Origin of the sequence: Buttiauxella sp. B2 (genome assembly GCF_006376615.1) — a bacterium.
In the GTDB taxonomy this organism is placed as follows: Bacteria; Pseudomonadota; Gammaproteobacteria; order Enterobacterales; family Enterobacteriaceae; genus Buttiauxella.
Genome location: NZ_VEXQ01000003.1, coordinates 49,563 through 74,747, shown reverse-complemented (window position 1 = coordinate 74,747; position 25,185 = coordinate 49,563). Strand labels below are relative to the sequence as shown.

The window sequence follows — 25,185 nt, the reverse complement described above, 5'->3', positions numbered from 1 at the left end:
CGGGTAAGCGTGCGTACCCGCCTATCAATCATGCAGTTATCGAAACACTTTTGATTTGCGCATACAGCCACTGGCCTGGTTTTATTGAGAGTTCATCACGCGCCCACGGGCTTATGCGCGCCCATAATATTCTTGAGCCCACTTCCAACTGCACTTCAACCTGCCCTTCATCGTCAAAACACTGTGCGACTTTTGCACGCAGCACGTTACGAATACTGCTGTTCACCGGGGGTTGAAGAACCAAAGAAACGTCCGATGCCTGAATACGAATACGTAATGACGATTGCAGCGGTTTATCCAGTTTATTCACCCACAGATGCTGGTCACCTAGCGCCAGTGCGGTCATCGAATAATGCGGATGGTGCTCCATTACGGTGACTTTTAGCACACTGCTTTGTTGCTCTTTTGGCAACCACGGGTGCATCACACTGCTGCCCCACACCGCTTCCAGATTGCCAAATGCTTTGACTTCACCGCCGTCAAGCACCAGCACTTTATCCGCCAAATGGACGATTTCTTCCAGAGAGTGGCTAACGTAAAGCATCGGGATATTAATTTCGCGTGCCAGACGTTGCAGATACGGCAGCAATTCGCGCTTACGCGGGATATCCAGCGAGGCGAGCGGCTCATCAAGCAGCAGCAACTCTGGCGCAGTTAACAATGCACGGCCAATCGCCACACGCTGTTTTTCACCACCGGACAGGCTCCACGGGAAACGTTCCAACAGCGGTTCAATGCCCAGCAGAGCGACCAGTTTATCAAACTGCCCGGCAGCACTTCTTGGCATGCCATATTTCAGGTTGCCACGAACACGATAATGCGGGAACAGACGCGCATCCTGGAATACGTAGCCAATGCGGCGTTTTTCAGGTGCCAGGAAACGTTTATTTTCAGCATCGCTCAATACGCGATCGTTAAGCACGATTCGACCTTGTTGCGGGTGAGTCAGGCCGCTAATAGCATTAATAAGCGAGGTCTTCCCAGCGCCAGAAACACCAAATACAGCAGTAATTCCCTGCCCCGGTAAGGTTTCATTAATCACTAATCGGTGGTCGCCCAGCGTTTGAACAAAATTCAGCTCCAGCATCAGAGTGCCCCTATCCGTTTACGGCTCTGTCGCGCTAACCATTCCGCCACCAGCAAAGACACCAGTGCCAACACAATAGAAATCACGCACAAACGCGCCGCAGCGCTTTCACCACCGGGCGTTTGAATCAGGGTATACATTGCAGAAGGAATGGTTCGGGTTTCACCAGGAATATTCGAAACGAAGGTAATGGTCGCACCGAACTCACCAAGTGCACGCGCAAATGCCAGCACTGTTCCAGCAATAATGCCAGGCAAGGTCAGCGGCAGTGTAATAGTGCAGAATACGCGCCAGCGACCAGCACCCAGCGTGCGTGCGGCCTGTTCGAGTTTCATATCCACACTTTCAAGCGCCAGGCGAATCGCGCGGACCATCAGCGGGAAGGACATCACCGCTGCGGCAAGTACGGCACCGCGCCAACTGAACGCAAAGGTGATACCAAAGACGTCGTAAACCCAGGCTCCGATAACACCACGTCGGCCCATTGCAATCAGCAATAAATAGCCGACAACCACCGGAGGAAGAACTAATGGGAGATGGATAATACTGTCGAGTAAGGCTTTACCTGGGAATCGGCAACGCACCAGCACCCAGGCAAAGAAGACCCCAAAAGGAAGACTAAACAGCACCGCAAGGGTTGAGACTTTCAGGCTCAGCAGTACCGCCTGCCATTCGGGATCGGTCAATATCATTATTTTGTCGTAAATCCGTAACGTTGGAAGATAGCTGCAGCTTCCGGTCCTTTAAGATAGGTGTAAAACGCGCTAACCGTTGGGTTGTCGTGGCCTTTTACAATGGCAATCGGGTATTCCACTTTCTTGTGCGAATCTTCAGGGAATGTACCCACTACTTTCACGCCTTTGCTTGCCACCGCGTCAGAACCGTAAACGATACCAAGTGGTGCTTCATCACGTTCAACCAGCACCAGCGCGCCACGTACGTCTTCAGCCGGAGCAAGTTTCGGCGAAAGCGTATCCCAGGCACCTAATTTTTGCAGCGCTTCTTTAGCGTAAATACCCGCTGGAACGTGGTCTGGATCACCAACTGCCAGGCGGCCGCCATTCAGCAAGGCCGTCCAGTCTGTTTTAGCATTGATCGCCACATCGCCAATTTTACTGGCTTTAGGAGCAACAACAACAAGGCTGTTACCGAGAAGAGTTTCGCGTGTGTCAGCTTTAATCGCATCTTTGCTCACTGCGTAATCCATCCATTTCTGGTCAGCAGAGATGAATAAATCAGCAGGTGCACCTGCTTCAATCTGGCGTGCAAGCGTTGAGGATGAAGCGAAAGAAGAAGCGATTTCGACGGTTTTGCCTTTCTGATATTGAGTTGCAATATCCTGCATCGCATTGGTTAAAGATGCTGCTGCAAAAACGGTAATTTTGCTGTTATCGGCGAATGCTTGCCCTGCGAGGCTGACGCTCAATGCTGCGCCTAATGCCAGACGTACCCACTGCTTAGCCATGTTTTACTCCACTGAGTTTCGTTATGTACTACACAATATAACGATGCAAGGCGCTAAATTACAGAACTTATCGGCAGGATCAGCGGAAAGTTTACCTTCCACGAATGTTCACTCCACCAGGACTAGAGCAAAAAGATCGTCGCGAGCCCGAGGAAAATAAAGAACCCGCCGGTGTCGGTGATAGCAGTTATCATCACGCTTGAGCCAACCGCGGGGTCTTTTCCCATGCGCGTCATAACCATCGGGATCAAAACGCCCATCAATGAAGCAACCAACAGATTAAGCACCATTGCCAGCGTCATTACGGCACCTAAAGCAAGATCATCGTAAAGTAACCAGGTAACACAACCCATTACTCCACCCCAGATAATACCGTTAAACAAGGCAACACCCAGCTCACGGAGCACCAGGAATGAGAAGTTGCCCGGCTGAATATGTTGCAGGGCGAGCGCCCGCACAATCATGGTTATTGTCTGGTTTCCTGTGTTGCCGCCAATACCCGCAACAATCGGCATCAGAGAAGCCAAAGCCACCAGTTGGGAAATGGTATGTTCAAACATACCAATAACCCGGGATGCAATAAACGCAGTGCACAGGTTTAAGGCAAGCCATGCCCAACGGGCTTTTACCGCTTTGCTGACAGGTGCGAACACATCTTCTTCAGCGCTCAAGCCACCCATTCGACGTAAATCGGTATCGGTTTCTTCGTAAACCACGTCAACGATTTCATCAATGGTCAGGCGGCCAATCAGTTTGCCGCTGCTGTCGATAACTGCCGCACTGACTAAGTCATCACGTTCAAAGGTACGCGCAGCGGCTTCATCGTTGTCTTCAGGGGCGAAACAGGTGGGATTGTCGTCCATTACGTTTGCGACCAACGTCTGCGGCGCGTGTAACAAAATTGTGGTTAACCCCAGTTCACCAAGTAGTGTTTTGTCGCGCGTGGTCACAAAAACTTTATCGGTGTTTTGCGGCACTTTGCCACGTAAACGCAGGAAACGTTGCACTACCGCCAGCGTGACATCAGCCCGCACAGTGATGACTTCGAAATCCATGATCGCGCCGACACTGTGCTTTTCAAAGTGCAGCACTTGTCTTACGCGAGCGCGTTGTTCTTGCGGCAAGGTCGCCAGCAAGCGCCCCATCAAGTCACGAGGCAGATATTGTGCGAGGTAAATCTGATCGTCGATATCCAGCGGGTGAATGACATTGAGCAACTCTTTGTCGCTCATCCCATCAATCAAATCGTCCCAGACGGTTTCAGAGGCTTCAATCAGCACTTTGCCACGTTGGTCTTCTTTTACCAGGCTCCATAACGCATGGCGTTCTTCTGTCGGCAAGGCTTCCAACACATCGGCAAGATCGGCTGCAGGCAGTCTTGCCACCAGCGTGACTATTTCTGAAATATCTTGCTCAGGGGTTTGTGAGTCAGGTGGCGGCGACTTGCTCAGAATGCCAGTGGCAACCGCTTTATTGGTTAACAGAATTTGGAGGATTCGGGCTCGGTCTTGCGCACGCTGTTTAGTGCTGTACTTTGGAGTGACTGACATCTGGCAGTTTTCCCTAATTGCGACGAGCTTAGTTATAGCGCATAAAACAAAAAACCAGCCGATTAAGGCTGGTTTTATTGATTAACTTTCGGTTCGGGCGACCGCATCGCGTGATGCTTGCTCACGTTCATGACCGGTTAATTCGCTCAACTGACCTTGTCGCATTTCCAGTAAGCGGTCGGCATGAATGAAGTAATGGTCATCATGGCTGATAGCGAAAATGGTTTTGCCCATTTGCTGCATTAACGGTAACAGCGTCTGGTAGAACTCGCGGCGGAAATGCGGGTCCTGGTCGGCGGCCCACTCATCAAGCAAAATAATGTCACGTTCCTCTGCCAGTGCCAGCAATAATGCCACGCGTTTGCGCTGCCCTTTAGAGAGTTTCAGATTGAGAATGGTACCGTTTTCCAGCTCCAGCTTGTTGTTCATTTGCAAGCGTTCAAGCCAGCCGGCAACCAGTTCTGGATTAGCCTGTTTACCTTGCGGGCCAAGCAAACGGTCGAACAGCCAGACGTCAGTAAATACCGCAGAGAACAGTTTGCGGTAATCGTTTTGGTTACTGGCATCAATCTTTTTGCCATCCAGGTAAATAGCACCGGATACCGGTTGGTAAAGCCCAGTCAGTAACATCGCTAAGGTGGATTTTCCACTGCCGTTTCCACCAATCAGGAACAGCAATTCACCACGTTCAATTTTAAGGTTCAGCGGCCCTACGGAGAACGTGTTGTCGCCGTACTGGAATACCACATCACGCATTTCAAGCGTTTGCCAGCGGGCAGGCTCAAGGCTTCGTGGGAAATTAGCTTCGTATGGTGCGAGATGGAATTTATTGAGTTTGTTGAACGCCACCTGAGCTGTCAGCAAAGTGGGTAGCGCACCAACCGCCGACAGCAACGGCGTGCGTAAGAACAGCAGCGTAAGGGAAAACGTTGCCGCAACGTTGGTATCTGACCAACCGAGGCTGTTCGCCATCCAGAACACCAGACCGATGGCGCCGAGCATCATAATGTTCGACCAGTTCACAGCACTCAGGTGGAAGGTATCGGCACGAATGATATGGCGACGGTAATCTGTGGCGTGCGGAGTATAGATGTCTTCGTACACGCGCTCAGCACGTTCGCGGTTTAACGCCAGTTCTTTGCGTCCTTCAATGACAGTCTGATAATCGTTATAGAGTTGGTCTTCAACTTCACGCAGGTGCGCCAGGTGTTTATAGACACGCGCTACCAGCACATAGCCACCAAAGATGGTTATTGCGACCCATATCGCCGTCACGCCAAGCATTTTTGGCGACAACCACGCCAAATAGGCTGCTGAACCGAAGGTCAAAATAATGCCCTGAACCAGTTCAGGCAGGCGCACAAAAGCAATAGTAATATTGCGAACGTCGCTGGTTAAACCGGCCAGAAGTGCTGCACTGCCAAGCTGTTCAACGCGCTCGACGTGGGTATCCATCAGGCGCTTAATAAATTCACTGCGCAGGCGGAAGACGAAATGGTGGCCAAGAGTGGTCAGTGCCAACTGTGAGCCCAGGGTCACCGCCATTAATAGCAGTAACAAGCCGAGGAATTCAGGCAGCACCGAAAGGGAAATATCAGGCGTTTCGATCAGTCGTAGATTGATAAAGGCGATCAACCCGATACCCAGTGCTGCACTGAGCAGGCTGAGTGCCATCACCATCAAGAAAGGCCAGCGATATTGCCGGTAAACCACACGCAAAAGTTCCATCATTCACTACCCGTAAATCGAAAACAGCGAGCAGTTTAAACGCCAACGTCCTAACAGCAAGAATAATTCTTATTTATATTCGCTTTATCGAGTGTGACGGAATGTGAGGTTAAAGCGGTATTCGCCGGTTAGAGGATGGAGCGCTGCTTTAAGCGGTAAAATACCATGATAAAACAGTCGTGAAGGCCCACCCCATACCACTACATCGCCATGTTCAAGCATGACTCTTTTTAGCGGAAAGTTACGTTTAAGCCCACCAAACTGAAATACAGCGGGTAAGCCAAGAGATACCGAGACAATCGGCTTTTGCAGGTTTAGTTCGTCTTTATCCTGGTGAAGCGAAAGTTTTGCCCCCGGTGCGTAGCGGTTAATCAGGCAAGCATCGGGCGCAAAATCGGGATATCCCGCAGCAGTGGAGGCCGCGTCTGATAATTTTTTGAAAATACCCGGCATATCAGGCCAGGGTTGCGATGTCAGCGGGTCCATCGTGGAGTAAAGATAGCCATGTCTGTCAGTCGTCCAACCGACTTCGCCACAGTTAGTCATTGCCACAGACATAGTGTACCCGCCAGGCGTCACCATCTGGCGAAAAGGGGAGATTGCAGCGAGCTGCGCAATTTGCGCGAGAAGTCGCGGCGCATCCGCACAGGCAAAGCGACGTAGAATCACCGCCCCTTCCGCTAGCGGCTCTTGCCATGGCATTTCATCGGCAAATAAATCGAGCATCATTCCTCCCGCTGTTCGGCCTCAATATCAAGAAGTTGGCGCTTACGTTCAACACCCCAACGGTAACCAGAAAGCGCACCGTCGTTACGCACAACACGATGGCAGGGAATAATCACCGCCAGTTTATTTGCGGCACATGCACCCGCCACGGCACGCACCGCCTGCGGTTTACCAATGCGCTGGGCAATGTCGCGGTAGCTGGCCGTTTGGCCTGCGGGGATATCGCGCAATGCCTGCCAGACTTGCTGCTGAAACGCGGTGCCCTGAATATCCAGCGGCAGCGCAAAATGCTGGCCGGGGTGTTCAAGGAAACTCACGACCTGCGCCACATTCCGGGCAAAAGCTTCGTCGCCCGCTTTTAAGGAAGAATGTGGGAATAACATTTCCAGTTCATGAACCAGTTCTTGCGCATCATTCCCTAAGAGTATGGCGCAAATACCCCGCTCACTTTGTGCGACCACAAACTCACCCAGCCTACAAGAACCCGCCACAAACTGAATCATCGTGCGTTCTCCACCCTGCCGATATTGTTTAGCCGTCATCCCTAACACCTCGTCCGCTTGCTGGTAAAAGTTACTGCCAGATTGATAACCCGCATCGAAAATTGCTCGAGTGACGAGTTCACCTTGCGTCAGTTGTTCGCGCAGACGTTTTGCTCGCAGCGCTTTTTGCCAGGCGTGAGGTGTTAATCCCGTGACTTGCTTAAAAAGCCGGTGAAAGTGAAATGGACTCATGGCAACTTGCGCGGCTAATTGAGCAAGAACCACCGGCTCACTGCTGGTTTCGAGAATACGGCAGGCTTGAGTGATGCGGTCGATACGCTGCTGTTCCGGCGCAAGTTTGTCTGGCTGGCAGCGTTTGCACGGACGAAAACCTGCGTCGATTGCCGCTGCTACGGTTTTAAAGAAAACCACATTTTTGCGTAGCGGATGGCGTGCGCTGCAAGAAGGACGGCAGCAAACTCCGGTTGTCTTAACCGCAAAAATAAACTGCCCGTCAGCACGGCTATCGCGGGTTTCCACGGCCTGCCAGCGGCTTTCATCGGTGGCGTTGTCAAAAAGATCTTTCATGACTGGCTCCTTTGTTTTGCTGTCACGATACGACTTTGACAGCTTCACCGCGCAGTGAAACCCGCAATCTTGCTTTCTAATTTACTCGCTTAACAGGAAAGTCTTAAACTGCGGCGACATCCAGGTGGTAAAGCTGTCACCTTCTTTGGTTATCAGATAAACCGCCAGCCCTTCTTTTTCCGCAACCTGTTTTGCTTTGTCGGTACCCAAAACCATTAGGCCAGTGTCCCAACCATCGGCTTCCATTGCGGTAGCTGAAATCACCGTCGCAGATACTAATTTGTGCTGAATTGGATGCCCTGTTTGCGGATCAATGACATGCGACAGGCGCTTGCCATCCAGCTCATAATAATTTCGATAGCTTCCTGACGTGCTGATGCCATGTCCATTGAGATCAACCACCGCCTGCACAGCATTTTCACGGTCGGTTGGCTTTTGAATAGCCACCCGCCAGGCTTTACCATCAGGATTGGTACCTCGCGTCACAACAGCGCCACCAACAGAAACCAAATAACGACTAATACCATTTTGTTCCATTAGGCGCGCCAGATGATCGGCCGCATAACCCTCGCCCATCGTCGAAAGATCAACATACAAACCTGATAGATCTTTCTGTAACCACTGCTTACCAGCCTGGTTAATTACTGTCAGGTGGTGCAAACCCGTTAATGCTTTCGCGGCGTCTATTTGCGCCGGATCAGGCGTTTTAATGGGTTGTTTATCCGGGCCAAATCCCCAGAGATTCACCAGTGGGCCAACGGTGATATCCATTGCTCCGTCTGTTTTTGCGCCGATGCGCAAAGCCATGGTCACAATATCGCTCATCGCTTCAGTAACCGGATAAGGCTCGGTCGATGGCGACTGGTTAAAGCGTGATAATGCAGAATCCTTTTTATAGGTCGATAACAGGCGATCGTCGCCGTCTAATTGCGCCTGAATTTTTTCACGCAATTCATTCTGGCGGGCATTGTCCACTCCCGCGAGGCTGGCACGCCAATATGTCCCCATGGTTTTGCCTTCCAGCACCATGCCGGTATTGCCTTTAGCCGTTGGGTTATCACAGCCTGATAGTGCGCCCAATACTATGGCAAACAGGCCATAGCGTAGTAATCGTAAGTCCATTGTTTGTCTCTCCTGTTTGAGCGAAAAAGGGTACACCAATTGGCAAAAAATGTGGTTAAAAGTGAACGGTTGTTGAGGATTCAGACGTAAAAAAGGCGCCCTAAGGCGCCTTTCACATCTAATTCTGCGAGAGCAGTAATTAGAACTGGTAAACCAGACCCAGTGCTACGATGTCATCAGTAGAGACGCCAGCGTTGCGGGTGAAGTTGTTTTCGTCCAGCAGGTTGATTTTGTAATCAACATAGGTGGACATGTTTTTGTTGAAGTAGTAAGTCGCGCCAACATCAACATATTTCAGCAGGTCTTGATCGCCATAACCTTCGATGTCTTTACCTTTGGACTGCAGGTAAGCAATAGAAGGACGCAGGCCGAAGTCGAACTGGTACTGAGCAACAACTTCAAAGTTCTGTGCTTTGTTAGCAAAGCCCTGGTCGCCAGCGCGAGTTGCGTTGTAGGTCTGAGTATACTGAGTAGCCAGGTATACGTTGTTAGCGTCATATTTCAGACCGCCAGTATAGGTTTCAGCGCGGTCGCCTTCGCCTAACCACTGACCGTTGTTCTGTTCAGAGGTACGCTTGGAGCTAGAGATAGCTGAACCCAGGCTGAAACCTTCGCCCAGATCATAAGTCAGGGAACCGCCGAAGCCGTCACCGTTCTGTTTCAAGACACCACGACCATTCTGGGTGGAACCTTCGCCAGAAACGCTACCGTTTTTACCCTGGTATTGCAGAGCAAAGTTCAGACCGTCAACCAGACCGAAGAAGTCGGTGTTACGGTAAGTTGCAACGCCGTTAGCACGAGACTGCAGGAAGTTGTCAGAACCGTAGGTGTCGCCGCCAAATTCTGGCAGAACGTCGGTCCATGAAGTTACATCGTAAACAACGCCGTAGTTACGGCCGTAGTCGAATGAACCGTAGTCAGAAAAACGCAAACCGGCGAAGGCTAAACGAGTCCATGCTTGATCAGAACTACCTTCAGTATTGTTAGCCTGAACGTTGTATTCCCACTGACCGTAACCAGTCAGTTGGTCATTAATCTGAGTTTCGCCTTTGATGCCAAGACGCATATAGGACTGATCACCGTCAGCACCTTTGTCATCAGAAAAGTAATGTAAGCCATCTACTTTACCGTACAGATCTAATTTGTTGCCGTCTTTGTTATAAATTTCTGCCGCATGAGCGGTGCCTGCTACCAGCAATGCTGGAATCAGGAGGGACAGTGCTTTAACTTTCATGTTATCAACCCTCTGTTATATGCCTTTTTATATGCCACTGCTTACTGATTGTTTTTCCAATCAGTCGGCTAACCCATTGTCCAAAACAAATACAGATTAATCCAATCCGAATATGATACTAAAACCACATAGATGTTTCATTTATCTATATAGGTGTTTCAAAATGTAAATATGAGGGAACTTTTTTCAGCACGAAAAGACAATAATACAAGCACTAATCGTCAAAAAAAATAAAATGAATAGATAAAACAGTAAGATATGTAAAATTAACATTCGTAGCACTGAATGATAAAACACACCTGTCATTTATATATAAAATACATCCCGCTATCATCATTAACTTTATTTATTACCGTCATTCAACTTTGAATGTCTGTTTACCCCTATTTTGGACCGGATGCTTGCATCCGGTTTTTTTTTACGCTTCTTTACGTAACTTTAACCATTTTGTGCTACTCCTGCCAAAAAGTAACGACTATTAATAAATCCTCCCTGCCCACCCTTCAAAACCAGCTTAGCCATACGAGAATTTGCTTAGAAGTGATACTCAGGAATAGAAAACTATTTCAAAAAAAATAATTGTACAGGTGAAATAAATTTGTACAAAAACACCTCAGAAGATTGGTGAAAATATATCCCATTTATGCCTGTTATTTTGGCGAATTATCAACAGCCTGGAAAAGTGCGAATTTCGAATTATACTCGTTGGGTTTTCAACACAATCAATGACGCCAGAGCCTGATACAGGTATTCTTATCTACAGGTATGCGGTTTTTTTGTTTACAGCTCCAGCCTGTACAATGCCTGCCTGCTGGCAGAACAGTCGATTTTTTAAGTGGCGAATGCTCGCCGGGTTGCGCACTAACAATGAGTCAGTCAGACAGTATGATCCCTAATAAATTCTCGCTTATCCCCGGCAATATCACGCGCTTCTTCTTTTTATTAATCGTGGTGTTATTGGTGGCGATGGGCGTTATGGTGCAAAGCGCCGTCAACACCTGGCTGAAAGATAAGAGCTACCAGATTATTGATATCACCCATGCGTTGCATAAGCGGGTTGATACCTATCGTTACGCCACCTGGCAAATTTATGACAACATCGCTGTGTCAACGGCACCGGCAAGTGACGGTTTACAGGAAACGCGCCTGCGCCAGGATGTTTACTATTTAGAAAAACCGCGCCGCAAAACTGAAGCCCTGATTTTTGGTTCCCACGATAGCTCAACGCTGGATATGACCCAACGGATCTCCACATATCTTGATACGCTGTGGGGTGCTGAAAATAGCCCGTGGTCGATGTACTATTTAAACGGTCAGGATAACAGCATGATCCTGGTCTCTACTTTGCCGCTCAAAGATCTCTCATCCGGTCTTAAAGAAAGCGGTGTGGGTTCGATAGTTGACTCCCGTCGCGCTGAAATGCTTCAGCAGGCAAACGCACTGGATGAACGTGAAAGCTTTTCCCCATTGCGCAATCTGGCATGGCAAAACGGCCACTACTTTACTCTTCGTACCACCTTTAACCAGCCGGGCCATCTGGCAACCGTTGTGGCGTTTGATTTACCTATCAACGATTTGATCCCGCCGACAATGTCGCTGGATAGTTTCCGTCTGGAAAATAATGATGCCCAGCTTCCAGTCAATAGCTCAGATAAAGAAGGCCCTGATAGCGTCACCATTAACTTTAATGGTACGAAAATTGAAATAGCCTCCCCGCTTGCTACAACTCAGCTTAATCTGGTGTGGCAGGTGCCGCTTGGCACCTTGCTGATGGACACCTTGCAGAATATTTTACTGCCGCTATTGATCAATATTGGCCTGCTGGCACTGGCGTTATTTGGTTTCACGACTTTCCGCCAACATGCTGCGCGCCCTACCGAAGTGCAAAACGACAATGGCGAATTACAAATCTTACGTGCATTAAATGAAGAGATTGTCGCGCAATTGCCACTTGGCCTGTTGGTGCATAACCTGGATTCAAATCGCACGGTCATCAGCAATAAAATTGCCGACCATCTGCTGCCGCACCTGAATCTGCAAAATATTATTGCCATGGCCGACCAGCATCAGGGGGTCATTCAGGCGACTATCAACAATGAACTCTACGAGATTCGCCAGTTCCGCAGCCAGATCGCACCACGTACGCAAATCTTTGTGATTCGCGATCAGGATCGCGAGATTCTGGTGAACAAAAAACTCAAACAAGCCCAGCGCTTATATGAAAAAAATCAGCAGGGGCGAATTACGTTCATGCAACACATTGGTGAAGCGTTACAGCAACCGGTGAAAAATATTGCTGAACATGCAAGCAGTCTAAACTCGCCAGAAGCACAGTCTGTCGCCAATGAAGCACAAAATATTTTGCGTCTGGTGGATGAAATTCAGTTACTGAATATGCTGGAAACCGATGTATGGAAAACCAATGCTACGCAGTTCGCCATCCAGCCATTAATTGATGAAGTTGCGCTGGAGATGCTGCCGATTATTAAGCGCAAAGGCTTGCAACTGCTGATCAACAATCACCTGGCAGCGGATGAAGAACGTCATGGCGACCGCGAAGCACTGCGTAAAGTCCTGCAGTTATTACTTCATTATTCGGTGACAACGACCCACATTGGTAAAATCACGCTGGATATCACAGAAGAAGAGTCCGGTCCTGACCGCCTGCTGTTCCGCATTCTGGATACCGGCGACGGCATCAGCAACGGTGAAGTCGACAATCTTCATTTCCCGTTCCTTAACGAAACCAGTGAAGATCGTTACGGGCAAGCTAACGGATTGACGTTCTATCTCTGTGACCAATTGTCACGCAAACTGGGCGGGCATCTGAATATCAAAACTCGTGAGGGCATTGGTACACGCTATAATCTGCACATCAAGATGACCGCTGAACCGCAGAATGTAGAGCAAGAAGAAAAGCTACTTGATGATGTGGTGGCGATGGTTGATATCACCTCAAATGAAGTACGAAATATCGTCACTCGCCTGCTGGAAAATTGGGGTGCGCAGTGCATAACGCCGGATGAAAGACTGGCAAGTCAAGAATTTGATATCTTCCTGACAGATAATCCGTCTAATCTTACATCTTCGGGTTTGCTTTTAAGCGATGATGAGAACGGAATGCGGAAACTAGGCCCAGGCCAGTTCCGGGTTAATTTTAATATCAGTAATGCCATGCAGGATGCGGTGTTACAACTGATAGAAGAGCAACTGGCGCAAGAGGGTGTTTCGGAGTCACCGTTAGGTGGCGATGAAAATGCGCAACTTCATGCCAGTGGCTATTACGCGCTGTTTGTCGACACAGTACCGGAAGATGTTAGGAGATTGTATACTGAATCTGCGGCGCATGATTTCGCAGCATTAGCGCAGACAGCTCATCGATTGAAGGGGGTGTTTGCAATGCTCAATCTGATACCCGGCAAGCAGTTATGTGAAACGTTAGAGCATCACATTCGTGAAAGTGATGCTACCAACATACAAAAATATACCAGCGATATTGACGCTTACGTCAAGAGTTTGCTGTAGCAAGGTAGCCTATTACATGAACAGTATGAACGTAATTATTGCCGACGACCATCCGATTGTCCTGTTCGGCATTCGTAAATCACTCGAGCAGATCGAGTGGGTGAATGTTGTCGGCGAGTTTGAAGATTCCACAGCGCTTATCAATAACTTACCAAAGCTTGATGCCCATGTTTTGATAACCGATCTCTCAATGCCTGGCGACAAATACGGCGACGGCATTACGCTTATCAAGTACATCAAGCGTCACTTCCCTAGCATTTCTATCATCGTTCTGACGATGAACAACAACCCTGCTATTTTGAGTGCGGTATTAGAGCTTGATATCGAAGGGATTGTATTGAAGCAAGGTGCGCCAACTGACCTACCCAAAGCGCTGGCAGCATTGCAGAAAGGTAAAAAATTCACCCCAGAGAGCGTTGCTCGTCTGCTGGAAAAAATCAGTGCTGGCGGTTATGGCGACAAGCGTTTATCTCCAAAAGAGAGCGAAGTATTACGCCTGTTCGCAGAAGGGTTCCTGGTCACCGAAATTGCGCGCAAACTGAACCGCAGTATCAAGACCATCAGTAGCCAGAAAAAATCTGCAATGATGAAACTGGGCGTGGAGAATGACATCGCCCTGCTGAATTACCTTTCTTCTGTAAGTCTGTCCCCGGCTGATAAAGAATAAACGCTGAGGCAGTGTGTCGGATGCGCAATGCTCATCCGACCAACGAGAAAGTTATTGTAAGGTGGATTAGCGCAAGCGACATCCACCATTTTTCAATTAATTAACGCACTACCCCCTGCTATTACGAACGCGGTCTGCATAAAGATCCACCGTCTTTTTGAGGATATCCAGCGTCACCGGTTTCGACAAACAGCTATCCATTCCCGACTCCAGACAACGTTGCTTCTCTTCTGCCAGTGCATTTGCTGTGACACCTACGACCGGTAACGTCAAACCTAACTGACGAATTCGCTGTGTCAGACGATAGCCATCCATATTTGGCATGTTCACGTCGCTGAGCACAATATCGATATGATTTTTGCTCAACACATTGAGAGCATCTACACCGTCGTTCGCCGTTTTACATTGATAACCCAATGACCCCAGTTGATCGGCCAATAAACGCCGGTTGATAGGGTGATCGTCGACAACGAGGATCATCATGTCATCGTTTTGTTCATTGTTGTCTGAAGGTACAGGTGCTGCGCAATCCGCACCCGGCACATTAACAGTAACGCTATAGATACGGCCCAATAGCAGCATGAGGTCATGAGGTGCTGCAAGGCTATGTAGCCAGCAACCCGGTGATGCTTCGATTGGAATACCAATATGGCGACGGCTGAAAATAATCGCCGCGCGCCCTTCCCAGACTTTTTCCAGTTCATCATCGGTTATCAAAATATCATCGCTATCCGGTGTTTCCCCTTCATACTGATGAGCGTCGATACCGTTTCTGGCTAGCAAAGACTCCAGATAATGGTTCAGCGAAGCATTACGCACCGCCAACCAACACCGTTTGTTCACCAACCCTTCCACCTGCTCTTGCTCGGCATAATTCGCACTGTATAACGGAATGCGGATGGTGAACTGGCTACCCATGCCGACTTCAGTATCAACGGAGATATCGCCATCCATCATGCTGATTAACTTCTCACAGATAGCAAGGCCAAGCCCGGTGCCCTGGAAGTTATGCTGCACGCCGGTGCCAACCTGGAAGAACGGATCGAATAAGCGCGTGACCTCTTTGGCCGGAATGCCCACGCCCGTGTCGCGTACACGTAAAGAGAGATAATCTCCTTCAACGCTGACATGCAAAATAATGCAGCCGATATCGGTAAATTTGATGGCGTTGCTAAGCAAGTTGGAAATCACCTGCTGCAAACGCATCGGGTCGCCTTGCAGGGTCAACGGTACATCCGGTTCAATAAAGCAGTAGAGGCCAAGTTGTTTACGCACCACCAGCGGTAAATAGTTCGCGGTAATGTGGCTCATTACTTCACGCGGTGAGAACTCGCGCGGCTCTATTTTTAACTGTTCTGATTCAATCTTCGAGAAGTCGAGAATATCACTGATGATTTTCAGCAACAGACTCGAAGAGTTGTTCATCGCCGTAACCAGGCGATCCACCCCTTTAGGCAGTTCCTTGGTTTGCAGCAAATCAAGGTTACCAATTATGCCATACAGAGGGGTGCGTAATTCGTGGCTCACCGTTGCCAGGAACATGGATTTTGACTGACTCGCCTGCTCAGAGGCTTGTGCCATTTCCTGAAGCGACTCTTCCATTTTGACGCGTGCGCTAACATCCACCAGCACGCAAATCGCCACGTTTTCATTGCGATAACGAGAATGGACAAAGCTAATCTGCAAGTTTGTATGGCTACTCGTGAGCACATCGACAAAGTTAACCTGCTGGCCGCAGATAATTTGCGTTAACCGCTGCCGGTCTTCGTGGGTCAGCATGTTGAGATAGTTGTGTGCCAGTTCATTACTCAGAATGTTAGTCCCATCCTGAGTGCGCAGAATGCAGATCCCCACCGGGGCCGAAGCCACTATTTTACGGTTGAACTGTTCGTGTTCTTCCAGGCGTAGGGCGTCATTTTCCGCGGGAATAAATATCCGTTTTTCATACATGCGTGCCAGGGTGAACAGCACAACCCCGACCAGAAGATTTAGCAGCACGGCATTGAGAATCAGCATGCGGATACTCTCAAGCACCATATCCACAGGTACGGAGTACACCACGCTCATTGATGACGGCGGTAAGTTCTTCTTGAGAATAAATTGCTTAAAACCTGCGGTGTAGCCAAACCATGAACGCTCTTGCACCCATTTACTTTCAGGCTCAATACGCGCTTCCGGGCCGGTAAGTGAAATCAACGGATGGCTGTTTTCATCAAGAATGGTTACGCCAATCGGCATTGAACCCGGCGAAAGGAAGTTTTCCATGCGAATGGTTTGTTCAACACCTAGCAACGCCTGTAAACGGTTAGCGAGATAAACAGGAGTAAGCGTGTAGAAATACCCCACACCTGGACGAGCACCCTGGCCAATCCAGTAAATGCTATTACTGCGTTCATCTTGCGGCGCGTTACGATATTTCATGATGCGTTCATGCAATGCTTTCAGCGCTTTTTCACGCTCAAGAGGCATTTCACGCAGCCCGAAATCCGCCATGCAGAGATTGTCGCCGCCAATTAAAAAGACACGATTGAGATCATAGGCCGCAGAGAAGTTGTCGCGCCAATAGCGTAAAAACCACGCCAGCGATTGTAATGAAGTGCGCCATGTCGTACTGACGGCTGAACAGTCGGAGTCTGGGAACAGCGGCATGAAACTCGGCGGGTCGACTTTGTTATCATCGTTTTCAATAGTCGGTAATACGCCATTGGTGGCGGTAAGACGGTTTTCCGCGATGTATTTTAGCTCTTTGACTACATCAGACGTACGTTGAATGTAACGCTGCGCCTGATCAAAGCTGATGTTAAATTCCTGACGAATCTCTGACTCTTTTTCATGTAGGGCATTCACGATGTAGAACACCGAAAAGAGTGCAATCAACAGCCAAAGCAATAAAGCCAGAGCCCGGAACAGGTAACGGGAGACTTTTAGCGTAGTGCGAAAGGAGACAAGATATTTCAAATTGAGCCTGGTCGTGGAAATTGCAAAACTTTGGATGCCGTTAAGGTAGCCGCAAAAATGGCAGCCCGCAACGGCAAAGAAAGAACCAGCAATTTGCTGGTGGTTACTCAGCCTGGATGACTCCAGGCATGAAGCAAAACAATCAGAACTTTTCGATAACCTTGAAGTGCATCAGCACCAGTGTCATATCTGGTGAGAACAGATCGTACTCTTCAAAAAAGCGTTTATGTTCAGTGCGCCAGTAAGCCAGCGTCCGGTCACCCTCACCTTCTGCCAAAGCATGAGCTTCATTTACCTGCTCAAAAGTGGTCATTTCCACCGTGGTCAGTTCTATCGAACAAACCGGCTTATTCTTGCCATCCACCACCACAAAGATGTCACCCGGCTGTGCAATCCCTTCACCATCAAGGTTGGCACAGGTAGCCGTTTTCACACCATCCAACACCAATTTGACCAGTTCATCTGCCTGTTGCTCTGTATCACCGAACGCCCAGCGTTCTACATCTTCATACTTCTCAGGAATTGCCATTGTTTCGCCTTATTAATTGAGCTTTAAATTCACCAGACCTGTATTCACCAGAATAGTACAGGGTATTAAAATACAAAACGCCCGATGCAATGCATCAGGCGTTTTTTAGGGTTGAAAGTGTCAACCTTTGCGACAACGAGTCATATCAAACCACAAATTCGGATTATTCGTCCGCTTCGTCGTCTGCTGCATCGTCGGTATTGTCATCACTTTCTGCTTCAGGTGCAATTTCGTCATCACCTTCAGCAACGGTGCCGTCGATGGCATCCAGTTCTTCTTCATCAACCGGTTCTGCAACACGTTGCAGACCCACAACGTTTTCATCTTCCGCAGTACGGATGAGGATAACGCCCTGAGTGTTACGGCCAACGACACTCACTTCGGAAACGCGAGTACGAACCAGAGTACCGGCATCGGTAATCATCATAATCTGGTCGGTGTCTTCCACCTGCACCGCACCAACGACACTGCCGTTACGTTCGGTAACTTTGATGGAGATAACGCCCTGAGTCGCACGCGACTTAGTCGGATACTCTTCAGCCGCAGTACGTTTACCATAACCATTCTGCGTTACGGTCAGGATAGAACCTTCACCGCGTGGAATGATCAGGGAAACAACTTTGTCTTCACCCGCCAGTTTGATACCGCGAACACCAGTTGCAGTACGACCCATGGTACGAACGGCATCTTCTTTGAAGCGCACCACTTTACCCGCAGCCGAGAACAACATGGCTTCGTTGCTACCGTCGGTCAAATCAACACCAATCAGCTCGTCACCCTCGTTGAGGTTAACGGCGATGATGCCCGCAGAACGTGGACGGCTGAAATCAGTTAACGCAGTTTTCTTCACGGTACCGCTGGCGGTAGCCATAAACACGTTAACGCCTTCGGCATATTCACGCACTGGCAGAATCGCAGTAATACGTTCGTTAGCTTCCAGTGGCAGCAAGTTCACAATTGGACGGCCACGCGCACCACGGCTCGCTTCCGGTAACTGATAAACTTTCATCCAATACAGACGGCCACGGCTGGAGAACAGCAAAATGGTATCGTGGGTATTGGCGACCAGCAGACGGTCGATGAAATCTTCTTCTTTAATACGTGCTGCAGATTTACCTTTACCACCACGACGTTGTGCTTCGTAGTCAGTTAGCGGCTGATATTTCACATAGCCCTGGTGGGACAGAGTCACAACCACATCTTCGCGGTTGATCAAATCTTCAATGTTGATATCAGAGGTATTTGCGGTGATCTCAGTACGACGTTTGTCGCCAAACTGATCGCGCATGGCTTCCAGTTCTTCGCGGATCACTTCCATCAGACGCTCAGCACTGCCCAAAATGTGCAGCAATTCAGCAATCTGTTCCAGCAACTCTTTGTACTCGTCGAGCAGTTTTTCGTGCTCAAGGCCGGTCAGTTTCTGCAAACGCAGATCCAGAATCGCCTGTGCTTGTTGCTCGGTCAGGAAATATTGGCCGTCACGAATACCGAACTCAGGTTCCAGCCATTCAGGACGCGCAGCGTCATCGCCTGCACGTTCCAGCATCGCGGAAACATTGCCCAGATCCCAAGAACGGGCGATCAGGCCAGCTTTCGCTTCTGCTGCGTTTGGAGAATGACGAATCAGTTCGATGATCGGGTCGATGTTCGCCAGAGCGATCGCCAGACCTTCAAGAATGTGCGCACGATCACGCGCTTTACGCAGTTCGAAAATGGTACGGCGCGTAACGACTTCACGACGGTGACGCACGAACGCAGAAAGAATGTCTTTCAGGTTCATGATCTTCGGTTGGCCCTGGTGCAGCGCAACCATGTTAATACCGAAGGAGGTCTGAAGCTGAGTCTGAGAATAAAGATTATTCAGGACCACTTCGCCCACTGCATCGCGTTTGATTTCGATGACAATGCGCATCCCGTCTTTGTCAGATTCATCGCGCAGGGCACTGATGCCCTCAACGCGTTTCTCTTTGACCAGTTCGGCGATTTTTTCGATCAGACGCGCTTTGTTGACCTGATATGGGAGTTCGTGAACGATGATGGTTTCACGACCCGTTTTAGCATCGGCTTCGACTTCTGCACGCGAACGGATATAAATTTTTCCGCGACCGGTACGGTACGCTTCTTCAATGCCACGACGGCCATTGATGATTGCCGCAGTTGGGAAGTCCGGGCCTGGGATGTATTCCATCAGCCCTTCAACGGTAATGTCTTCGTCTTCAATAAACGCAAGGCAGCCGTTGATCACTTCAGTAATGTTATGAGGCGGGATGTTAGTTGCCATACCTACTGCGATACCGGACGAACCGTTTATCAGCAGGTTAGGAATTTTGGTTGGCATAACATCAGGAATGCGCTCGGTGCCGTCGTAGTTATCGACAAAGTCTACCGTGTCTTTTTCGAGATCAGCCATCAGCTCATGCGCGATTTTGGACATACGGATTTCCGTATAACGCATCGCAGCGGCGGAGTCACCGTCTACAGAGCCGAAGTTACCCTGGCCATCTACCAACATGTAACGCAATGAGAATGGCTGCGCCATACGCACGATAGTGTCATAGACAGCAGTATCACCATGCGGGTGATATTTACCGATTACGTCACCAACAACACGGGCGGATTTTTTGTACGCTTTATTCCAGTCATTGCCCAATACGTTCATGGCGTAAAGTACGCGACGGTGTACCGGCTTGAGTCCATCGCGGACATCTGGCAGTGCGCGGCCGACAATAACCGACATCGCGTAATCCAGATATGAGCTCTTAAGCTCTTCCTCAATGTTGACCGGTGTAATTTCTCTGGCAAGGTCGCTCATGTATCCGCTATCCCTCTACTGTGTCCCGGATTCAAAGGTCGCAAATTATAACACAATCGCCCTACTGTGGGGAAACCAGAACACATTTGCGAATAGCTTTATTCGTCGGAATTGGCTGATATACTCCCGCCACGAAACGAGCAAGGAGTAAGTAGCCCCATGAATGCCGAAAACCAACCGGTAATCCACAACGTCGACCATGATGAAATCGCCAAATTTGAAGCCGTTGCTTCACGCTGGTGGGATTTAGAAGGCGAGTTTAAACCTCTACACCGTATTAACCCGCTGCGTTTGGGTTATATCACCCAACGTGCCGATGGTCTGTTCGGTAAAACGGTGCTTGATGTCGGCTGTGGCGGCGGGATTTTGGCAGAAAGCATGGCACGCGAAGGTGCCAATGTCACCGGGCTGGATATGGGTTTCGAACCATTACAGGTGGCGAAGCTTCATGCACTGGAAAGCGGTATTCAGGTGGATTACGTTCAGGAAACCGTTGAACAGCACGCGGAAAAATTTGCCGGAAAGTACGACGTGGTGACATGTATGGAAATGCTTGAGCATGTGCCCGACCCGAAATCGGTCGTCACCGCTTGTGCAAAATTAGTAAAACCGGGCGGCCACGTCTTTTTCTCCACTCTCAACCGTAACGGCAAGTCATGGTTGATGGCGGTGGTCGGTGCGGAATATATTCTGCGCATGGTGCCAAAAGGCACGCATGACGTGAAGAAATTTATCAAACCCGCTGAGTTACTGGCCTGGGTTGATGATACACAACTGCGCGAACGTCATATGACTGGGTTGCATTTCAACCCACTGACTAACAAGTTTAAACTCGCTCCCGGCGTTGATGTTAACTATATGTTGCACACCCAAGGTTAATTCAGAGTTTGTCATAAGCGAATTTGATGAAAATTGCGTGGTATCAAACCACGCTCTTATCAATGAAGTTTAAGAAATCAGCACTCGATCAAAAATATCATTTTTTTTGCATCCCATTGACAATTGTCACAAGCCTTACGTGGCGTGGACTTAGCGAAAACTGCATTGTCACAACCTCAATTCTGTCACGAAATCAATACTTGTTCTCAAGCGATTAGTTACTAGAATACTCACCATATAGTGATTAAGTAATCCACAACCCCCTACATATAGTATTTATCCACAAAGTTAGCCACAAGAGGCTGGCTGTGGATAAATGGGGCTTTTTTAATTTCACGGACAGGTACAAACGCACATGAATCAGAGTCTGCTGGTTACAAAACGTGACGGTCGCACTGAACGTATCGATCTGGATAAAATCCATCGAGTTCTGGATTGGGCCGCCGAAGGCTTAAATAACGTATCCGTATCACAGGTTGAACTGCGCTCGCACATCCAGTTTTACGACGGCATCAAGACTTCTGACATTCATGAAACCATCATCAAAGCGGCGGCAGATTTAATCTCTCGCGAAGCGCCTGATTATCAATATCTGGCTGCACGCCTGGCCGTTTTCCATCTGCGTAAAAAAGCTTACGGTGAGTTCGAACCACCTAAACTTTATAACCATGTTGTGAAAATGGTTGAGATGGGTAAATACGATCAACATCTGCTGGAAGACTACACGGAAGAAGAGTTCAAGCAGATGGACGATTACATCGACCATGATCGTGACATGAGCTTCTCATACGCGGCTGTAAAACAGCTTGAAGGCAAGTACCTGGTTCAAAACCGTGTCACCGGTGAAATCTACGAAAGCGCACAGTTCCTCTATATTCTGGTCGCTGCGTGTCTGTTCTCCGGCTACCCGCGTGAAACCCGTCTGAGCTACGTGAAGCGTTTTTATGATGCAGTTTCCACATTCAAAATTTCTTTGCCTACGCCGATTATGTCTGGCGTGCGTACCCCAACTCGCCAGTTCAGCTCTTGTGTACTGATCGAATGCGGCGACAGCCTGGACTCCATCAACGCCACGTCCAGCGCGATTGTAAAATACGTTTCCCAACGTGCCGGGATCGGTATCAACGCCGGTCGTATCCGTGCACTGGGCAGCCCAATTCGCGGTGGTGAAGCGTTCCACACCGGTTGTATTCCGTTCTACAAACACTTCCAGACCGCAGTGAAATCCTGCTCTCAGGGCGGTGTACGCGGCGGTGCAGCAACGTTGTTCTATCCAATGTGGCATCTGGAAGTTGAAAGCCTGTTGGTGCTGAAAAACAACCGTGGTGTTGAAGGCAACCGCGTGCGTCATATGGATTACGGCGTGCAAATCAACAAACTGATGTACACCCGTTTGCTGAAAGGCGAAGACATCACGCTGTTCAGCCCGTCTGACGTTCCAGGTCTGTATGATGCATTTTTTGCTGACCAGGAAAAATTTGAGCAGCTGTACACCAAATACGAAAAAGACGACAGCATCCGTAAACAACGTGTGAAAGCCGTTGAGTTGTTCTCGTTGATGATGCAGGAACGTGCTTCAACTGGCCGTATCTATATTCAGAACGTTGACCACTGCAATACCCACAGCCCGTTTGACCCAGCTATCGCGCCAGTGCGCCAGTCCAACCTCTGTCTGGAAATCGCGCTGCCGACCAAACCAATGAATGACATCAACGACGAAGACGGTGAAATTGCACTGTGTACGTTGTCTGCATTCAATCTTGGCGCAATCAAGAGCCTGGATGAGCTGGAAGAACTGGCGATTCTTGCGGTACGTGCTCTGGATGCGTTGCTGGATTACCAGGACTACCCAATGGTTGCCGCTAAACGCGGTGCAATGGGTCGCCGCACCTTGGGTGTTGGCGTGATTAACTTCGCTTACTACCTGGCGAAGAATGGCGTTCGTTACTCCGATGGCAGCGCCAATAACCTGACGCACAAAACCTTCGAAGCAATCCAGTACTACCTGTTGAAAGCCTCGAACGAGTTGGCAAAAGAGCAAGGCCCATGCCTGTGGTTCAACGAAACCACCTACGCTAAAGGCATCTTGCCAATCGACACTTACAAGAAAGACCTGGATGTCATCAGCAACGAACCATTGCATCTCGACTGGGAAACGCTGCGTGAATCCATCAAAACTCACGGTCTGCGTAACTCCACGCTTTCTGCTTTGATGCCGTCTGAAACTTCGTCGCAAATTTCCAACGCGACCAACGGTATCGAGCCACCGCGTGGACATATCAGCATTAAAGCGTCGAAAGACGGTATCCTGCGCCAGGTCGTGCCGGATTACGAAACACTGAAAGATAGCTACGAGCTGCTGTGGGAGCTGCCAAACAATGACGGTTACCTGCAATTAGTGGGCCTGATGCAGAAATTTATCGACCAGTCGATATCTGCAAACACCAACTACGACCCATCACGCTTCCCGTCAGGAAAAGTGCCGATGCAACAGTTGCTCAAAGATTTGCTCACCGCCTATAAATTTGGTGTCAAAACGCTTTATTATCAGAACACCCGCGACGGTGCGGAAGATGCGCAAGACGACCTGGCGCCTTCAATCCAGGACGATGGCTGCGAAAGCGGCGCATGTAAAATCTAACTTAAAATCCCCTCACTTAGCTGAGGGGATTTTTTCGACGTATTACAGGATTTGACCTCATGGCTTACACCACTTTTTCACAGACGAAAAACGATCAACTTGCTGAGCCAATGTTCTTTGGCCAGCCGGTTAACGTGGCACGCTACGATCAGCAAAAATATGACATCTTCGAAAAACTGATCGAAAAGCAACTTTCCTTCTTCTGGCGCCCAGAAGAAGTGGACGTCTCCCGTGACCGTATTGACTATCAGGCCCTGCCCGATCACGAAAAACACATCTTCATCAGTAACCTGAAATACCAGACATTGCTGGACTCCATTCAGGGCCGTAGCCCGAACGTGGCATTGCTGCCGCTGATCTCTATCCCTGAACTGGAAACTTGGGTTGAAACATGGGCGTTTTCCGAAACGATTCACTCACGCTCTTACACCCATATCATCCGTAATATCGTTAACGATCCAGCGATTGTTTTTGACGACATTGTGGAAAACGAAGAGATCCTCAAACGTGCCAAAGATATCTCTGGCTATTACGACGATCTGATCAAGATGACCAGCTACTGGCATCTGTTGGGTGAAGGTACGCATAGCGTGAACGGTAAAAACGTTACCGTTAACCTGCGCGCGCTAAAAAAACAGCTTTATATCTGCCTGATGAGCGTTAACGCACTGGAAGCAATTCGCTTTTACGTCAGCTTCGCCTGCTCTTTCGCCTTCGCCGAGCGCGAACTGATGGAAGGCAACGCGAAAATCATCAAGTTGATTGCCCGTGACGAAGCGCTGCACCTGACCGGCACTCAGCACATGCTGAATCTGATGCGCTCCGGTGAAGACGATCCTGAAATGGCTGAAATCGCACTGGAATGCCGACAGGAATGCTACGACTTGTTCGTGCTGGCAGCCGAGCAAGAAAAAGAGTGGGCAAGCTACCTGTTCCGCGACGGTTCGATGATCGGTCTGAATAAAGATATTCTTTGCCAGTATGTTGATTACATCACCAACATTCGTATGCAGGCGGTCGGCCTTGATTTGCCATTCAAAACGCGTTCAAACCCAATCCCATGGATCAACGCATGGCTGGTGTCCGATAACGTGCAGGTTGCGCCACAAGAAGTGGAAGTGAGTTCTTATCTGGTGGGTCAGATTGACTCAAACGTTAATACCGATGATTTAAGCGACTTCCAGCTGTAATT

At 49.1% G+C, this 25,185-nt stretch carries 17 protein-coding genes; 5 read left to right on the top strand and 12 right to left on the bottom strand.

What is annotated here, in order from left to right; translation table 11 throughout:
- Positions 1 to 28 precede the first annotated feature (28 nt).
- The 9 genes from modC to FH968_RS05275 form a co-directional block, all read right to left on the bottom strand.
- The gene (gene modC, locus FH968_RS05315; protein ID WP_139878107.1) at positions 29 to 1,087 is read right to left on the bottom strand and encodes a molybdenum ABC transporter ATP-binding protein ModC; all 1,059 of its coding nucleotides are present in this window, start codon (positions 1,085 to 1,087) and stop codon (positions 29 to 31) included.
- On the bottom strand, positions 1,087 to 1,779 hold the full coding sequence (modB, locus tag FH968_RS05310; protein ID WP_139878106.1) for a molybdate ABC transporter permease subunit: 693 nt from the start codon (positions 1,777 to 1,779) through the stop codon (positions 1,087 to 1,089). Before modB ends, modC begins: the two co-directional genes overlap by 1 nt.
- A complete protein-coding gene (gene modA / locus FH968_RS05305; RefSeq protein ID WP_139878105.1) occupies positions 1,779 to 2,552 on the bottom strand; it encodes a molybdate ABC transporter substrate-binding protein in 774 nt (257 codons plus the stop codon). The genes modB and modA overlap by 1 nt, the downstream gene beginning before the upstream one ends.
- Positions 2,553 to 2,674: 122 nt before the next feature.
- The gene (gene mgtE, locus FH968_RS05300) at positions 2,675 to 4,102 is read right to left on the bottom strand and encodes a magnesium transporter (RefSeq protein WP_139878104.1); all 1,428 of its coding nucleotides are present in this window, start codon (positions 4,100 to 4,102) and stop codon (positions 2,675 to 2,677) included.
- Between the two features lie 81 nt (positions 4,103 to 4,183).
- Positions 4,184 to 5,830 carry a multidrug ABC transporter permease/ATP-binding protein gene (locus FH968_RS05295; RefSeq protein ID WP_139878344.1) on the bottom strand — a complete coding sequence of 549 codons (1,647 nt, stop codon included), beginning with the start codon at positions 5,828 to 5,830 and terminating at the stop codon, positions 4,184 to 4,186.
- 84 nt (positions 5,831 to 5,914) lie between these two features.
- Positions 5,915 to 6,556, bottom strand: a complete 642-nt coding sequence (gene alkB, locus FH968_RS05290; protein ID WP_139878343.1) for a DNA oxidative demethylase AlkB — start codon at positions 6,554 to 6,556, stop codon at positions 5,915 to 5,917.
- A complete protein-coding gene (ada, locus tag FH968_RS05285; RefSeq protein ID WP_139878103.1) occupies positions 6,556 to 7,626 on the bottom strand; it encodes a bifunctional DNA-binding transcriptional regulator/O6-methylguanine-DNA methyltransferase Ada in 1,071 nt (356 codons plus the stop codon). Before ada ends, alkB begins: the two co-directional genes overlap by 1 nt.
- Positions 7,627 to 7,707: 81 nt before the next feature.
- Entirely contained in the window at positions 7,708 to 8,748 is a 1,041-nt protein-coding gene (gene apbE / locus FH968_RS05280) for an FAD:protein FMN transferase ApbE (RefSeq protein WP_139878102.1), read from the bottom strand.
- Between the two features lie 139 nt (positions 8,749 to 8,887).
- Positions 8,888 to 9,982, bottom strand: coding sequence for a porin OmpC (locus FH968_RS05275; protein ID WP_139878101.1), 1,095 nt, complete (start codon positions 9,980 to 9,982; stop codon positions 8,888 to 8,890).
- A gap of 867 nt (positions 9,983 to 10,849) precedes the next feature.
- Between FH968_RS05275 and rcsD the strand changes: the two genes are divergently transcribed.
- Together rcsD and rcsB are read left to right on the top strand one after the other, a co-directional pair.
- Positions 10,850 to 13,507, top strand: a complete 2,658-nt coding sequence (rcsD, locus tag FH968_RS05270; RefSeq protein ID WP_139878100.1) for a phosphotransferase RcsD — start codon at positions 10,850 to 10,852, stop codon at positions 13,505 to 13,507.
- Between the two features lie 16 nt (positions 13,508 to 13,523).
- Entirely contained in the window at positions 13,524 to 14,174 is a 651-nt protein-coding gene (gene rcsB / locus FH968_RS05265; RefSeq protein WP_139878099.1) for a response regulator transcription factor RcsB, read from the top strand.
- 108 nt (positions 14,175 to 14,282) lie between these two features.
- On the opposite strand, the gene rcsC is transcribed toward rcsB, so the two are convergent.
- From rcsC to gyrA, 3 genes are all read right to left on the bottom strand, one after another.
- Entirely contained in the window at positions 14,283 to 17,132 is a 2,850-nt protein-coding gene (gene rcsC / locus FH968_RS05260) for a two-component system sensor histidine kinase RcsC (protein WP_139878098.1), read from the bottom strand.
- A gap of 142 nt (positions 17,133 to 17,274) precedes the next feature.
- On the bottom strand, positions 17,275 to 17,661 hold the full coding sequence (locus FH968_RS05255; protein ID WP_139878097.1) for an ASCH domain-containing protein: 387 nt from the start codon (positions 17,659 to 17,661) through the stop codon (positions 17,275 to 17,277).
- Between the two features lie 163 nt (positions 17,662 to 17,824).
- Positions 17,825 to 20,473: a DNA topoisomerase (ATP-hydrolyzing) subunit A gene (gene gyrA / locus FH968_RS05250; protein ID WP_139878096.1), complete on the bottom strand. Its 2,649-nt coding sequence runs from the start codon at positions 20,471 to 20,473 to the stop codon at positions 17,825 to 17,827.
- Positions 20,474 to 20,632: 159 nt separating this feature from the next.
- Here gyrA and ubiG point away from each other — a divergent pair, with 159 nt between their 5' ends.
- The 3 genes from ubiG to nrdB all read left to right on the top strand — a co-directional run bounded on the left by ubiG (position 20,633) and on the right by nrdB (position 25,183).
- Positions 20,633 to 21,352: a bifunctional 2-polyprenyl-6-hydroxyphenol methylase/3-demethylubiquinol 3-O-methyltransferase UbiG gene (gene ubiG, locus FH968_RS05245; protein WP_139878095.1), complete on the top strand. Its 720-nt coding sequence runs from the start codon at positions 20,633 to 20,635 to the stop codon at positions 21,350 to 21,352.
- A gap of 355 nt (positions 21,353 to 21,707) precedes the next feature.
- Entirely contained in the window at positions 21,708 to 23,993 is a 2,286-nt protein-coding gene (nrdA, locus tag FH968_RS05240) for a class 1a ribonucleoside-diphosphate reductase subunit alpha (RefSeq protein ID WP_139878094.1), read from the top strand.
- Positions 23,994 to 24,052: 59 nt separating this feature from the next.
- Positions 24,053 to 25,183, top strand: coding sequence for a class Ia ribonucleoside-diphosphate reductase subunit beta (gene nrdB, locus FH968_RS05235; RefSeq protein ID WP_139878093.1), 1,131 nt, complete (start codon positions 24,053 to 24,055; stop codon positions 25,181 to 25,183).
- The last annotated feature ends 2 nt before the right edge of the window (positions 25,184 to 25,185 follow it).